Annotated in this window: 10 protein-coding genes; all 10 read right to left on the reverse strand. The window is 56.8% G+C overall.

The window, feature by feature from the left end:
* Nucleotides 1-25: 25 nt before the first annotated feature.
* The 10 genes from recD to ptsP all read right to left on the reverse strand — a co-directional run bounded on the left by recD (nt 26) and on the right by ptsP (nt 14,981).
* Nucleotides 26-1,882 (reverse strand): exodeoxyribonuclease V subunit alpha, encoded by a 1,857-nt coding sequence (recD, locus tag JK216_RS09050; protein WP_212710392.1) that lies wholly within the window; start codon nt 1,880-1,882, stop codon nt 26-28.
* Nucleotides 1,875-5,459 carry an exodeoxyribonuclease V subunit beta gene (gene recB / locus JK216_RS09055; RefSeq protein ID WP_212711577.1) on the reverse strand — a complete coding sequence of 1,195 codons (3,585 nt, stop codon included), beginning with the start codon at nt 5,457-5,459 and terminating at the stop codon, nt 1,875-1,877. The genes recD and recB overlap by 8 nt, the downstream gene beginning before the upstream one ends.
* Before the next feature lie 45 nt (nt 5,460-5,504).
* Nucleotides 5,505-8,879 carry an exodeoxyribonuclease V subunit gamma gene (gene recC / locus JK216_RS09060; RefSeq protein WP_212711553.1) on the reverse strand — a complete coding sequence of 1,125 codons (3,375 nt, stop codon included), beginning with the start codon at nt 8,877-8,879 and terminating at the stop codon, nt 5,505-5,507.
* Between the two features lie 76 nt (nt 8,880-8,955).
* Complete coding sequence (locus JK216_RS17025) at nt 8,956-9,204, reverse strand: prepilin-type N-terminal cleavage/methylation domain-containing protein (RefSeq protein ID WP_249213027.1); 249 nt, start codon at nt 9,202-9,204, stop codon at nt 8,956-8,958.
* Nucleotides 9,107-9,685 (reverse strand): DUF2509 family protein, encoded by a 579-nt coding sequence (locus JK216_RS09070; protein WP_212710394.1) that lies wholly within the window; start codon nt 9,683-9,685, stop codon nt 9,107-9,109. The genes JK216_RS17025 and JK216_RS09070 overlap by 98 nt, the downstream gene beginning before the upstream one ends.
* Entirely contained in the window at nt 9,682-10,248 is a 567-nt protein-coding gene (locus JK216_RS09075) for a prepilin peptidase-dependent protein (RefSeq protein WP_212715377.1), read from the reverse strand. The genes JK216_RS09070 and JK216_RS09075 overlap by 4 nt, the downstream gene beginning before the upstream one ends.
* Nucleotides 10,245-10,733, reverse strand: a complete 489-nt coding sequence (locus JK216_RS09080) for a prepilin-type N-terminal cleavage/methylation domain-containing protein (RefSeq protein ID WP_212707733.1) — start codon at nt 10,731-10,733, stop codon at nt 10,245-10,247. The genes JK216_RS09075 and JK216_RS09080 overlap by 4 nt, the downstream gene beginning before the upstream one ends.
* Nucleotides 10,734-10,931: 198 nt before the next feature.
* Nucleotides 10,932-11,726, reverse strand: a complete 795-nt coding sequence (gene thyA / locus JK216_RS09085; protein WP_212711552.1) for a thymidylate synthase — start codon at nt 11,724-11,726, stop codon at nt 10,932-10,934.
* On the reverse strand, nt 11,723-12,604 hold the full coding sequence (gene lgt, locus JK216_RS09090; RefSeq protein ID WP_212707731.1) for a prolipoprotein diacylglyceryl transferase: 882 nt from the start codon (nt 12,602-12,604) through the stop codon (nt 11,723-11,725). Before lgt ends, thyA begins: the two co-directional genes overlap by 4 nt.
* A 130-nt stretch (nt 12,605-12,734) precedes the next feature.
* Entirely contained in the window at nt 12,735-14,981 is a 2,247-nt protein-coding gene (gene ptsP / locus JK216_RS09095) for a phosphoenolpyruvate--protein phosphotransferase (RefSeq protein ID WP_212707776.1), read from the reverse strand.

Genomic DNA, 14,981 nt, shown 5'->3' on the forward strand with positions numbered 1-14,981 from the left:
CCCCGCCTGCGGGCAGGGGGAGATATTATGCTGCCGGGTCGCGGGAAAGCTGATCGGTCAGCCCGCTGCGCCGCTGCGTCCGTGATTGTATCGCCCGGAGAAACAGCCGTTCATCACTGTAAATGGTCAGTTGCCTGCGGGCGCGGGTAATGGCCGTATATACCAGCTCACGGGTCAGTACCGGGCTGAACTGTGGCGGCAGTACCAGTGCCGTATGGTCAAACTCGGACCCCTGAGATTTATGGACGGTCATCGCCCATGCCGTATCATGGGGAGGTAAACGACTGGGTTGCACCGCTTTGACGTTACCATCAGGCAGCATAAAGTGGACTTTCAGCTGACCGCTGTTATCGGCCATCGTAATACCAATATCACCGTTAAATAACCCCAGCGCACTGTCATTACGGGTGATCATTACCGGCCGTCCCCTGTACCAGTGGCTGTTTCCTGCACTGGTTGCCAGCCGCTGCTGCTGACGGAGCCGTTGTTCAATGCGCTGGTTGAGGCCGCTGACCCCAAAAGGCCCTTCACGTAATGCACATAACAGCTGATAACGGCTGAACGCCTGCAATACCTCTGCGGCCGGTGCCTGACGCCGGATCATTTCCAGTACCGGCCCGTAGCCATCACTGATATCGTTGAGCATAGTTACCCAGTGTTCAGCACACTCCAGAGGCTGTAATGCGATATCCTGGTAGCCCTCCTGCCGCACCCGGTTAAACCGGGCGGTATCGCCCTGATTCACCGCTGCAGCCAGTTGCCCAATCCCTGATCCGGCAGCAAACCGGTAGCTCTGTTGTAACAGACACAGACTATCACGGACCCGTGGCGCATCCGGTATCTCCTGCCCGGTGAGCTGCGCCCCCGTCAGTTGTGCCAGTTCTCTGGCCCGTTGCGGGCTGTAACCATACTCTGCACAACGACAGATATCTCCCAGTACCGCCCCGGCTTCCACCGAGGCCAGCTGATCGCGGTCACCGAGAAAAATCACCCGCGCAGTGGCCGGTAAGGCGCTGATCAGCGATGCCATCATCGATAAATCAACCATCGACGCTTCATCCACCACCAGGACATCCAGGTGCAGCGGGTTACCCGCATGGTAACGTAACCGGCGGGTCCCCGGCCGTGCCCCCAGCAGCCGGTGCAGGGTGGTCGCCTCATCAGGAAAACGTGCTTTCAGGGTATCATCCACCGGCAAAGCCTGCAGGGCCTTGCCCAGTGACTCAGTCAGCCTGGCCGCGGCTTTACCGGTCGGGGCCGCCATACGGATACGTAAGCGCCGCGGTTCAAGCAGTAATAAGGCCGCCAGCAGTCGTGCCACGGTGGTCGTTTTGCCGGTTCCCGGCCCGCCGGAAATCACGGCATGCTGCCTGGTCAGGGCTACCGCAGCCGCCACTTTTTGCCAGTTATCGCCGGCTTCACCAAACAGCTGATCCAGCACCTGCCGTATTTGCCGGCTGTCCGGAGGATCGGCACGAAAATCAGCCGAGAAAAATCCGGCCACCTGTCGCTCATAGTGCCACATGCGGTGCAGATACAGCCGCTGACCGGATAACACCAGCGGCGTCGCCAGTGAGCCCTCACTGACCGCCTGCCACTCGCTGAGCAGCTGCTGCCATTGGCTGACCGTCTGCGGCGCACCGGCTGCCTGCCACAGGGCCTGCGCCAGCGTCAGCTGACGCCCGCTGTATAACGCCTCCGGATGCAGCAAGGCTAACGGCAGACAGACATGCCCTTCGCCGGTACTGGCACTGAGGCAGGCGGCGGCCAGCAGGCGCGGCGCAGAACCGCTGTTCTCCGTCAGCTGTGCAAAACGCACATCCAGCGGACGGAACATCTGCGCTTCCTGCGCCTGTTTCAGTAACTGTTCAAATTCAGTCATCGCTGACTCCTTCCTGTCCGGCAAACAGACTGTCCAGCTGTTGTATAAACGCTTCCGCCGGGCGGGTAAAAAACACGCCGTTCTCCGGCTGTTCACCGCCCATCCCGCGCAGGAAAAGATAGAACACCCCGCCGAAATGCTGCCGGTAGTCATAGTCAGGGATACGGTGGGCCAGATAACGGTGCAGCGCCAGGCTATAGAGCTGATACTGCAGATCATAACGGTGGTCAGTCATCGCCTGTTGCATCGCCTGAGGTGTATAGGCACTGCTGTCAGCCCCCAGCCAGTTAGATTTATAGTCCAGCAAATAATATTTACCCTGCCAGCGGAACACCAGGTCAATAAAACCTTTCAGCATCCCCTGTACCTGATAAAAATCCACCGGAGCCGCCTGTTGTGACAGAGGATCATAGCGCCGCATCAGGGCATCCAGCGCCTGCGGCTGTAACAGCCCCTTAATCGGCAGATAAAACTCCATCTCCGCCAGCCGGTCACCCGCCGGCAGCGCCGACAGGGACAGGCCTTCATCCAGTAACGGGGTGGTCAGCAAAGTCTCCAGCCACTGCTGCAATACCGGCACCCAGTGGGGCGGATAGCCATGGGCAGCGACCTGTTCAGCCAGCCAGGGCTCAGGGACCGGCTGGCTGAAATCCAGCTGTTCAAACAGGCTATGTAAAAAGGTTCCCGGCCCCGCGCCACGGGGAAAATGGTGGGCCGTCAGCTGCGGCGGTTGCTCTGTCTGTTGCTCTCCGGCCGCATCAATATCAAATCCCGGCATAACATCCAGTAAACGTGCACTGCCGTGACGCTGCAGGCCGGAATAACTGGTCACCCGCCAGAAATCATTCAGTGAACGGGTCAGGCGACGGCTGGCCAGTTGCGGATCTGCCGCAACATTGTCCTGCCAGCGGGCGGCCGGCGGGTTATCCGCCACGCTAATGGCAATATTGTCATCGGCCAGTTGTGTTAACCGCGCCGATAATTCAGTGGCACTGGCAGGCTGCCCCTGTTGCAATAAATAACCAATCGCACTGTGGTGCAGGTCGGTTTCACCCTGTGGTTTGCGGTTACCACGGAATAACGGGGCCACCCCGATGCTGCAATGCCAGACTGACCGGGTCAGTGCCACGTACAACAGACGTAAATCTTCGGCCAGTCGTTCCTGTTCGGCCAGTTGCATACTCTGTGGTTCCTGCTGTAAATCCAGAACCGCGGCTAAACTGTCCCGGTCATGATACAGGGCCGCATCTGCAGGCCGCCAGCTGGCGGCAAACGGCAGCCAGACTAACGGATACTCCAGCCCTTTCGATTTATGGATCGTGACTATCTGTACCAGATGACGGTCACTTTCGAGGCGTAACTGCTGACTGCTGCCATTAATGTCCGGGTGCAGTATCTGACGGCTGAGAAAACGCACCAGCGCGTGCGGACTGTCGAGCTGTACTGCCGCTTCCTGCAATAGTTCGCCCAGATGCATAATATCCGTCAGCCGCCGCTCGCCGCCCTCACTGGCCAGCAGATTTTCTGCCAGTTGCTGTTTTATCATCACATCCCGCAGCATCGGCAGCACCCCCGACTGACGCCACAGCTGCTGCCAGCCGGCAAACAGATCGGTCATCGCATCCCAGCCTTCACTGTGCTGGCTTATCTGTTCCAGTGCCGCGGCATCCAGCCCCATCACCGAGGTTGCCAGGGCGGTACGCAGGGTACGTTCCTGTTCCGGGGCCAGCACCGCCTGTAAAATCCACAACAGTTCCCGCGCTTCAGCAGTCTGATAGACACTGTCGCGGCTGGAAAGGTACACCGACGCAATCCCGTTAGCCTGTAAGGCCTCGCGTATCAGGCCGGCCTCCTGGCGGCTGCGGACCAGTACGGTAATATCGGCAGCGGTCACGGGCATCTCACGTTGCTGGCTGTCAACAAAACAGGCGGTTCCCTGCTGCCCGGCGATCAGCCAGCGGGCAATATCATTTGCCGCCTGGCTGGCCATAAATTGCTGGTACTCACTTACCCCCATACCTTCACCGGGAGCCAGCCACAGGCGCATTGCCGGCTGGCTGACCCCGTCCAGCCGCAGGCTCAGGGCATGATTCTTCGGGCTGGCAGCCACCGGCTGAAACGGAATTTCGTCGAAAATAAACGGCTGTGCGGTTGCCGAAAACAGGCGATTAACACTGGTAATCATCCCCGGCGACGAGCGCCAGTTAGTCCCCAGGGTATAGTGAGCACTGACTTCTTTTCTGGCAGAGATATAAGTAAAAATATCCGCCCCGCGGAATGCATAAATCGCCTGTTTCGGGTCACCGATCAGTAACATGGCATGCTGTGGCTGACCGCCATACAGGGTGCTGAAAATCCGGTATTGCAGCGGGTCTGTGTCCTGGAATTCATCAATCATCGCCACCGGATAACGCTGACGCACCGATTCTGCCAGTGCCGGTCCGCTGTCATGTTGCAGGGCATAATCCAGACGACTCAGTAAGTCATCGAAACTCAGCAGGGCATGCTGACGTTTTTGCAATCCCACGGAGGCACGGATTTCCCGCAGGGCATGGCTGACCAGGCAGTCATACAGGGTGACAGGCTGCTGCAGAAAGTCCCCGACCTGGCTAAACAGCGGATGCTGCGGAACCTCACCTTTTTTGGTTTTTTCGGCCAGTACCTGCTGACTGAAACGCGCCAGCTCTTTAGGGATCTGATAATCGCGGGTCGGGGTAGCCGCCCACTGTTTCAGTTTATCCAGCCATACAGGTAAGTGCTTACTACTGTAACTGCGCTTATCAACACCGGACTGTTCGATAATATCCCGCAGATCGTCAGCGGCCTGGCTCCACGCCTGTTTCAGTGCATTAATCCGCTGAATATTCTGCTCATGCCGCCCGGTCAGGCTCTGTTCTTCGGCCGGAGCTGACTTAATCACCGGCATTTCCCCCTGCAGCCAGGGCAGCAGAGAGGCTAATAAATGTTCCGGGCCGCTAAAGGTTTCCAGTACGATCCGCGCAACATCTTCATCCAGCGGGTAACAATAGCGCCGCCAGAAATCTGCGGCCGCCTGCCCGAGCAAAGGCTGTTCATTTTCGACCAGTTGCTGTTCAAACAGCATCCCTGATTCAAATGCATTCATATTCAGCATCCGCTGGCAGAAACCGTGGATGGTAAATATAGCGGCTTCATCCATCTGCCGCTCTGCCGCCAGCAGCCGTGCCGCCGCGCCAGAAAAATCAGTAATTTGTGCCAGCAATGGCTGCCAGGCGGCATCCTGCTCCGCCAGCGCCCCGCCGCTTTCCGCCGGAGACGGTTCGGCAGCCCGGATACAGGCAATACGCAGACCATGAATATTATTACGGATACGGCCACGTAATTCGGCAGTCGCCGCCTCGGTAAAGGTCACAACCAGAATTTCTTCCACCGATAACGGACGGTGAAATGCATGATCACCTCCCAGCCCCAGCAACAAACGCAGGTAGAGAATACCTATAGTGTAGGTTTTGCCGGTCCCGGCAGATGCTTCAATCAGCCTCTGGCCCTGCAACGGTAAAACTAACGGGTCCAGTGCTTCTGCCTGCTGCATATTCATCATCCCTTACTTATGATTAATTTAGTCCGGCCTGTCAGGCTGCAGTTATTCGGCCACATGGGCACGGATCACCGGCAGATACCACTGTCCGGCCGCCGCACAGATTTCGCTAATCACCTGCGGGCCGGGTTCACGGCACAGACGCTGCAAATAAGGATCACTGCCTTCGCCCGGCACCTGGAAACTGCCCTGCCAGGCATCCGTCAGTTTTTGTAATGCCTTGCGCCGGGTTTCTTCATCGGTCAGCAGTTGCTGCTTATCAGCACTCAGGCTGCTGGTCAGCCAGCTGCCACCGCAACGGTTCAGCAGTAACAACGGCTGGTTCATCCCCTGCAGAAAGCCATCGATCAGCTGTTCCAGCTGCTGCAGGGCCTGCTCCGGCGGCAGAGGCAGAAAACGCCAGCCACTGTTTTTACGTCCGTACATGCGGCTGATCCCCTGGTAACCGAGGGCACAGTAAACCACGTGCTCAATCCATAATAGCAGGCCATCACTGAGATTAAGCTCTCCCGGCCGCCAGCGCAGAATACCGTCGTCCTGTACCCCGGTCAGCCAGCCCGTCAGCCGTACCTGTAATTCCAGATCCACCTCAATACTGCGGGTATCGGCCAGTTGTCCGCTCACCTGACTGGCAATCTCCTGCATATCGGCTAACTGTTTTTCGCGGAACAGGGCGCCAAAAGGCCCGTAAGGCAGATGACCCGCCATCCGCTGCCGCTGGAAAAACTGCTCACTGTCCTGCTGATAAATCAGGGCATTCAGCAGCTGACTGTTGATCTGATAGCGCTGCAAATTATCCAGTACAAAAGGCTCCGTATCCGGCAGGTCATCTTCCTCCGCCAGAAAACTCACCCCCAGCCGCCGGGTAAACCAGGCCCGCACCGGATGCCGCCAGAAACGCAGTAACTCCTCCAGGGATATTTCGTCGCAACAAAACTCCGCCAGCGGCTGAACAAAGGATGGCAGGGCTTCTCCCTGACCGCGGGCAGAAGGCAGCCATTCACTGGCAAAGCTTTGCCGCGCAGCCTGTGGCATAAAGTTTTCGGCCGCAAACGGGGTACGGCTGTGCTGATGCAGCAGGTGCTCAAGTACCTGCTGTGCACTGTCATCCACGTTCAGGGCTTCATCGCCGGGCAGGCAAAAGCTCTGAGAGATATATTCACAAAGTTCACTCACCAGTACTGATGGCAGACGCACACGGTTATCCTGAATACTGCGGCCGATATAGCTGATATACAGACGGTCGCGGGCTGATACCAGCGCTTCAAGAAACAGGTAACGGTCATCATCCCGGCGACTGCGATCGCCACGGCGCGTCGATTGCTGCATCAGGTCAAATCCGGAAGGGGTCAGCGTCCGGGGATAAACACCGTCATTCATTCCCAGCAGGCAGACTACCTTAAACGGAATGGAACGCATCGGCATCAGGGTACAGAAATTCACCTGCCCCGCCAGAAAACGCTGGCTGATACGCTGCTGGTCCAGCAGACTGCGTAATTCATCCCGCAATATGGTCACCGGAATCTGAGCCGGATACTGTGCTTCAATCCCCTGCTCTGTCAGCTGCCGCCACTGTTCATCAATCAGTGCCAGTGCGGTTTCACTGTCTGTGTCGCCGCTAAAAAAGGTATCAATCATCTCGCGGCAACAGGGCTGCCAGTCCCGCAGAGACAGAGACTGGCGTAAACGCTGACGCCAGTCAGCCAGGCAACTCAGCAGTTCGGCCAGCTGCCCGGCCAGTTCGGCCATCAGTCCGGCCGACTCGTCATAAGGCAGAATCCCCTGCCAGTCACCCTGCTCACTTTCCAGGGCATACCCCAGCAACATACGTTGCAGGCCAAACTGCCAGGTATGCTGGCCCGTCACCGGTAACGACAGGTCACTGACGCTGCTGTCATCCAGCCCCCAGCGCACCCCGGATTCATCCACCCAGTGGCGCAGGGTTCGCAGCCCCTGTTCATTAATCGAAAAACGGGCAGCCAGCGCCGGCACTTCCAGCAGGGCCAGAACATCTTCCGACGTAAAACGGCTGTCGGGCAGCGACAGTAACTGTAAAAAGGCCTGGATCACCGGATGGGCCTGACTGGCACGGCGATCGGAGATGGCAAACGGAATATGCCGCTGACGATTAACCCCGTTAAATACCGACTGGATAAAAGGTGAATAGCTGTCAATATCGGCGACCATCACGATAATATCCCGCGGTTTCAGTTGCGGATCGGCCTCCATCAGTCCCAGCAGGTAATCCTGTAAAACTTCAACTTCACGCTGCGGGCTGTGACAGGCACGCAGCGAAAACGAATCATCCTCGGGCGATAACCGGCGTTTACTGCCGCTGTGGTTATATTGTTCGCTGGTCAGCCCGCTGACCGAGTGGTCCTCAAGGGTCAGAATATCCTGTTGCAGACAATGCAGCAGGCTGTCTTCCCCCGGCCCGGCAAAGGCATCGATTTCATTATCCAGTGCATCCATCTGAGCCAGCAGATATAAGTTATCGCGTCCCAGCTTTCCCCAGGAAGCAAGCAGCGGCTGGGTCAGCTGTTGCTCTCCGTCCTCATTAAACAGCGAGGCGGCCTGCTCTGGTTCACGGAACACCGGCCGTTGTTGCGAAGAGTTAATCTGCTGACGCTGGCGGTGTTGTAGTCGGGCAAGAAACGTCCGGTCACGGATGTCGCCCCAGTAGTCACGGCACGGATTAGTAAACAACAGATGAATATCAATATGCCGTCCCAGGGCCTGTAAAGCCTGCAAATATACCGGGGGCAGGGCCGAAATACCGCAAATAAATACCCGTGGCGGCAGCCCCGGCGGCGGCGTATCACAGCTCTCCAGGGCCTGAATAAACCGTGAATACAGATTGGCACGGTGCCATTCAGGCTGCCCCAGTTCGGCGGTATATTCCACCAGCGCCCGCCATAAGGGAGCCTGCCATTGCTGGGCGTCGCCTAATCCCTCTACCAGCTGCTGTTGCTGCCACTGGTTCAGCCAGTCAGGACGGTACACCAGATACTGGTCAAATAAATCGGCTATCCGGCTGCTGAGCTGGAACAGTTTTCGTTTATCGTCATCATCATTCAGGTAATGGCGCAGGGGTAAAAAGTCGTCCCGCGCCAGCATCTCCGGCAGTAAGGTCATCAGCTTCCAGCTCATGGCACTTTTATTAAAGGCACTTTGCCGGGGAATCCCGGGCAGCACCTGCATAAACATCTGCCAGATAAAGGTTGCCGGCAGGGGAAACTCGATATTGGCGGCAATACTGAACTCGTCAGCCAGCGCCATCTGTAGCCACTGAGCCATGCCGGGGCTTTGCACCAGCACAACTTCTTTGGCAAAAGGATCGCTCAGGGGCTGCATCCTGATGAGATGGGCAGTGAGATCCTTTAAAATATCCAGCTGATTGGAATGGTAAACACTGAACATACTGTCTCCTGAAACGGCTGCCGGCGGTGACCGTCACTGTACCTTCTGATTTAGCGGTTGCAAGCATTAGCAGCAGTTATTCCGGTAAACGCTGACCGAAAGGCGGGCAAAACAACTGCTGCAGCCTGAAATGGCGGTTAAACCGGCCCCTGACCTGCGCCGTTACCAGGCGGCAGCCTTCGGCGGTGACCTCCTGTTTCAGTTCATTTTCCCAGCCAGCCACCGGCTTACCGGCCAGCAACCGGGTCGCCGCCCAGGCCGCGTCGCGCTGCGCCCACTGTAGCCGATAGGCCGTCACCAGTTGCTGATGGTAACCGGATAACATCACTACCCCGAGGGACAGGATCAGTAGCGCTATCAGGCTTTCGGTCAGGCTGAACCCCTGCGACTGAAACCGTACAGCGCTTCTCATCGGCCAGCGGACAGAGATCGGTCCAGCCACCGGCAACCGCCATAATCTGCGGCTGGTCAGGGAACGCACGGCGGATAATACGCCAGATCTGTTTTTCCGCATTACGCGACTGGCCCAGTAACAACCCGCTATCCGCCGTTTGCCATAATAAACAGCTGTAGCCACCCGCGACCGGTACCCGGCGGCACTGCCAGCCATTGTTATCCGGCCATGACTGACGCTCCCCCCACGCCAGAGAAGACTGCGCCTGATAAAAGTCCTGCAAATATTGTGATTCATCCGCGGCTCCTGCCATCCCCCTGGTCAGCAAACGGGCACTGCTATGCAGTAATAACGTCCCGCTCAGTAACAGAATCAATACCATCACCAGCGGACTGCTACCCTGCCGGTTCACAGGTTTTCTGCCAGTAGCCAGTGCTGACGGCTGACCGTCACTCCCGAGCCCGACGATATCCGCAGATAAATACCGACCCGTGGCAGCTGAGACTCAAAGCGCAGGGCATCCACCCGTAATGTGGCCGGGTCCGTCAGCCGTTCCCAGCCCGTTTCCCGGCAGTGCTGCACACCGCGCTGAGTTTCGATACTGCCGTCCCGCCAGCGGTATCCGTAACTTTCGTTGGCCAGTCCGCCGGGTCTGCCGTCCGCCGGATAGCGCCGTTCCTGCAGCCGCAGGATAAGACAGCGTCCCTGGTCACTGACTGTCACCCCGCGGCCGGCACAGGGACTCTGCTGGCAGAACCCGGCACGGCGCAGGTTTTTCTCCAGTACCAGCATCAGCTGGCGAAGCTCCTGAGTCAGCAGATTCTGTTGCTGTAACTGACGGCTTTGCTGAAACAGTCGCGGAAAAAACTGTGCCGCCCCCAGTAAAACCACCCCGCAGATCAGCATCGCCAGCAGCATTTCACTGAGGGTAAATCCCCGCTGGCAACAGGGCGGTACAGGTTGCGGTGCGGTCACTGGCATCCCTCCTGTGCTGGCTGACAGACGCGGATCCGTGCCCGCGCAGAAATAATAATCCGCCACGCCTGTCGCGGCTGACCAAACTCAATACTGCCGGCCCGCGCCACACTGCGCCGCCCGTAAAACCCCGGCTGACCATTCACGGCCAGCAGCGCGACCTGCGGGTAAGGTGCCTGCCAGACAAAACGCCCGCGGGTCTGGCAGTCTCCGGGCGAAGGCGACGGACTGGCATCAATACACCAGCCATCAGCGGTCTGACGTACCCTCAGTGGCAGATCACGGTGAGTACGGTTCGCATTCTCCCGTACCCCGGCCAGAAACAGATGCAACTGGCTGGCAGTGTCTGATAATTGCTGACGATAGCCTGACCATTGCCGGTAATATCCGCCACCGGCCGTCAGCACTGCAATAATCAGCAGCACCAGCGCCAGTTCCGGTAAGGTAAATCCGGCAGCGTCCCCTGCCGGGCGGTAGGTTTTCATTCCCCTATACTGAAGGTTCTTCCGTCAGAACAACAGCAGTCAGGCCGCTGAGTGCGTAACCCGCCGTAATTAAATTACCGCAGATAACAACATTCTGCCGAAACGCCGGATCCACTGCAGGGTTTATCGGCTGCGATAAAAAAGGCGGCAGAGCAATAATGCTCTGCCGCCTTTTCAGCCAGCCTCAGGCGTATCGGTTCAGACAGCGACCGGGGCTTTAATCGCCGGATGCGGATCGTAGCCTTCAATCTCAAAGTCTTCGAAACGATAGTCGAAAACAGAGTCCGGTTTACGCTTAATTTTCAGGGTCGGCAGCGGACGCGGTTCACGAGTCAGTTGCAGGCGCGCCTGTTGCAGATGGTTGTTGTACAGGTGGGTATCCCCGCCGGTCCAGACAAAATCACCGACCTCTAAATCGCACTGCTGAGCGACCATATGTACCAGTAAAGCATAGCTGGCAATATTAAAGGGCAGACCGAGGAAAACATCGCATGAGCGCTGGTACAGCTGACAGCTTAAGCGCCCCCCGGCAACATAAAACTGGAAGAAAGCATGGCAGGGAGCCAGCGCCATTTTATCCAGTTCGCCGACATTCCACGCAGAAACAATAATCCGCCGTGAATCCGGGTCCTGTTTCAGCTGACGGATCACTTCGCTGATCTGGTCAATATGACGGCCATCGGCCGCCGGCCAGCTGCGCCATTGCTGGCCATAGACCGGCCCTAAATCACCGTTTTCGTCGGCCCACTCATCCCAGATACTGACCTTATTTTCTTTCAGATAGGCAATATTAGTATCACCCTTCAGGAACCACAGCAGCTCATGCACAATTGAACGCAGATGACACTTTTTGGTGGTCACCAGCGGAAATCCCTGTTGCAGATCAAAGCGCATCTGGTGGCCAAAGATCGACAGGGTACCGGTGCCGGTACGGTCATCTTTTGATGCACCTTCGTTTAATACTTTCTGCATCAGATCCAGATACTGTTTCATTTTACTTCACCCGGTTGTTTCAGGGGGCTGCTACGGTAAGCCCAAATCATCATAATAACACCGGCCAGAATCATTGGTATGGACAGGATCTGCCCCATACTGATTACGCCGCCAAATAACCCAAGCTGGGCATCCGGCTGGCGGAAGAACTCAACAATGATCCGGAAAGCGCCGTAACCAATCAGGAACAAACCAGACACACTTCCCCGCGGACGCGGTTTACGAATAAATACATTCAGGATGATAAATAACAGCACCCCTTCAAGTAACAGCTCATAAATCTGTGACGGATGACGCGGCAGCACACCGTAGGTATCCAGCAGTGACTGCCACTGAGGGTGGGTCGCCACCAGCGCCAGGTCTTCGCTACGGGAGCCGGGAAACAGCATCGCCCACGGACAATTCGGGTCCACGCGGCCCCATAATTCACCGTTAATAAAGTTCCCCAGACGACCGGCACCCAGCCCAAACGGGATCAGCGGGGCAATAAAGTCTGACACCTGGAAGAAAGTCCGGTGGGTGCGGCGGGCAAATACCAGCATAACCACGATCACACCAATCAGTCCGCCGTGGAATGACATACCGCCATCCCAGACCTTAAATAAATACAGGGGGTTGGCGAGAAACAGCGGCAGGTTATAAAACAACACATAGCCGATACGGCCGCCGAGGAATACCCCGAGAAAACCGGCATACAGTAAATTTTCGACTTCGTTTTTGGTCCAGCCACTGCCGGGCTTACTGGCCCTGCGTCCTGCCAGCCACATGGCAAAGATAAATCCGATCAGGTACATCAGACCGTACCAGTGAAGAGCAACCGGGCCGACAGAAAAAATCACCGGGTCAAATTTTGGAAAAGCGAGGTAGCCGTTTGTCATCTTTCACCATTATTTTTCTATCTGAAAGCCAGCCGGTACTGAGAGATCTCCCGCGCTGGCCGTAAAGAGTTGCGCATCATAGCACAGCCGCTGTCGGCGTGTGACCGGCAAATGTAAACAGCAATGAGTCTCATCGCCCGCCGCGGATTAAGCCTCCCAGCCCCCGCCGCTCCATAAACACCACCACCTGATAACGCACCTCGCTGGCGGTACTGGCCTGTAATACCTGCGCGGTCAGCTGTTCTGTTTCGTCACAATCCAGATGACGCAGCAGATATTTCACCCGCGGGACATTTTTGCCGTTCATACTTAAATGGCGGAATCCCATACCTGTCAGTAGTGCCACACACATCGGGTCACCGGCCATCTCACCACACAGGCTGAGCGGCAGGTTATGGCGACGGGCTTCGGCGCTGATATGATACAAGGCCTGTAATACTGAAGGGTGTAATGAATCGTAAAGGTTTGCCACCCGGGTATTATTCCTGTCGACAGCCAGCAGGTACTGGGTCAGATCATTACTGCCGACCGAGATAAAATCGACACTGCGGGCCACCTGCGGGATAAGGAATATCATCGAGGGCACTTCAATCATAATGCCGATTTTCGGACGCGGGATCACATACCCCAGCATCTCTTCCACTTCATGACCGGCACGTTCGATCAGTTTACGCGCCTCATCGATTTCGTCGATGCTGGTCACCATCGGTAACAGAATATTCAGGTTGCCTGAGGCGGCATTGGCCCGCAGCATGGCACGGACCTGTACCAGAAAAATCTCCGGCTGATCGAGAGTCAGGCGGATCCCCCGCCACCCCAGGCTGGGGTTTTCTTCACTGATCGGCATATAAGGCAGTTGCTTATCGGCACCGATATCCAGGGTGCGCAGTGTGACAGACTTATTATTGAACAGCTGTAACATCCCCTGATACTGGGCCACCTGCTCTTCTTCGGACGGAAACCCGCTTTGCAGCATAAACGGCACTTCGGTACGATACAGGCCGACACCATCCACCCAACTGTTCATTTCCTGTTCCAGCTCGGCACTCAGCCCGGCATTCAGCAGAATTTCCACCGCTTCGCCGCTTTTCAGCATTGCCGGGTGTTCCGCTTCGGCTTCGGCGGTTTTACTCAGGGCATTTTCTTCACGGATCAGCCGCTGATATTCTTTAATCAGAATAGGTTCAGGATCGATCAGCAACTCACCACGGTAGCCGTCAACAATCAGTAACTGCTTGTGCAGCTGTTCGGGGCGGATATCCGCGCCCATCACCGCCGGTATCCCCATGGCACGGGTTAAAATAGCCGCATGGGAGTTGGCGGCACCGTCACGTACCACCACACCGGCCAGACGTTCCGGCGGAACTTCGGCCAGGGCCGTCGCGGTCAGTTCATCGGCTACCAGAACAAAACGTTCCGGCCAGGCATTCGTGCCCTGCAGGCTGTCGTCAAGATGAAACAGCAGCCGCTGCCCAAGTTCACGGATATCGCCACTGCGTTCCCGCAGATAGGCATCTTTTAAATCGGCAAACTGACCCGCGTATTGTTCAATCACCGTTTTCACGGCCCATTCGGCGACTGAACCACGATCTATTTCTGCCAGCAGATCTTTCTTCAGGCGCGGATCACTCAGCAGGTGCGAGTAGAGGTCAAAAATAGCCGCACTTTCTTTCTGCACACTGCTGGTAAAACGTTTGCTGTAGCGACGGAACTCGTCACCGGCTTCACTGATCGCCAGTAACAGACGCTCCCGCTCCTGCTCGCTGTCGAGTGTCGATGCGCGCGATACCTGATCAAGGGTCGGCTGTACATGGTCAACCCAGCCGGGGGCGACGGCTACCCCGGGCGAGGCGGCGATAGCTTTAATACGGCTCTGGCGGAACAAACCAAACAACTGTCCGGTCTGCGACTGGGAGAGTAATGCGCCGACCTGAGTCGCGAGGGTCATCAGGAAAGACTCTTCCGATTCGTCGAAGGAACGCAGTTCCCGCTGCTGTACCACCAGTACCCCCGTCACCTGACGGCGGTTAATTACCGGCACACCGAGAAAAGAACGATAATTTTCTTCTTTCACTGACGGGATAAATTTAAAACTGGGGTGGCTCTGAACATCGGCGAGGTTAATCGGTTCGGCAAGACGCCCGACCAGCCCGACAATGCCTTCGTCAAAAGCCAGGGTAATGGTTCTGCCACGCGGTTTTTTTAAACCGCGTGTCGCCATCAGGTAGTAGCACTGACGCTCATGGTCAGCCAGATACACCGAACAGACTTCGGTATCCATCATCCGGCAGATCTCATTAACCAGTATTTCCAGTGCTTCATTGAGTCGGGAAGCACCGGCAACCTTTTCCACAATATCGCGCAACTGGGTGAGCAT

Source organism: Tatumella sp. JGM94 (assembly GCF_018257595.1).
GTDB classification, from domain to species: Bacteria; Pseudomonadota; Gammaproteobacteria; order Enterobacterales; family Enterobacteriaceae; genus Tatumella; species Tatumella punctata.

Excerpts from the sequence above, each read along its gene's own strand:
- recD (WP_212710392.1), bottom strand. The coding sequence starts at position 1,882 with ATGACTGAATTTGAACAGTTACTGAAACAGGCGCAGGAAGCGCAGATG.
- recB (WP_212711577.1), bottom strand. The coding sequence starts at position 5,459 with ATGAATATGCAGCAGGCAGAAGCACTGGACCCGTTAGTTTTACCGTTG.
- recC (WP_212711553.1), bottom strand. The coding sequence starts at position 8,879 with ATGTTCAGTGTTTACCATTCCAATCAGCTGGATATTTTAAAGGATCTC.
- JK216_RS17025 (WP_249213027.1), bottom strand. The coding sequence starts at position 9,204 with ATGTTATCCGGTTACCATCAGCAACTGGTGACGGCCTATCGGCTACAG.
- JK216_RS09080 (WP_212707733.1), bottom strand. The coding sequence starts at position 10,733 with ATGAAAACCTACCGCCCGGCAGGGGACGCTGCCGGATTTACCTTACCG.
- thyA (WP_212711552.1), bottom strand. The coding sequence starts at position 11,726 with ATGAAACAGTATCTGGATCTGATGCAGAAAGTATTAAACGAAGGTGCA.
- lgt (WP_212707731.1), bottom strand. The coding sequence starts at position 12,604 with ATGACAAACGGCTACCTCGCTTTTCCAAAATTTGACCCGGTGATTTTT.
- ptsP (WP_212707776.1), bottom strand. The coding sequence starts at position 14,981 with ATGCTCACCCAGTTGCGCGATATTGTGGAAAAGGTTGCCGGTGCTTCC.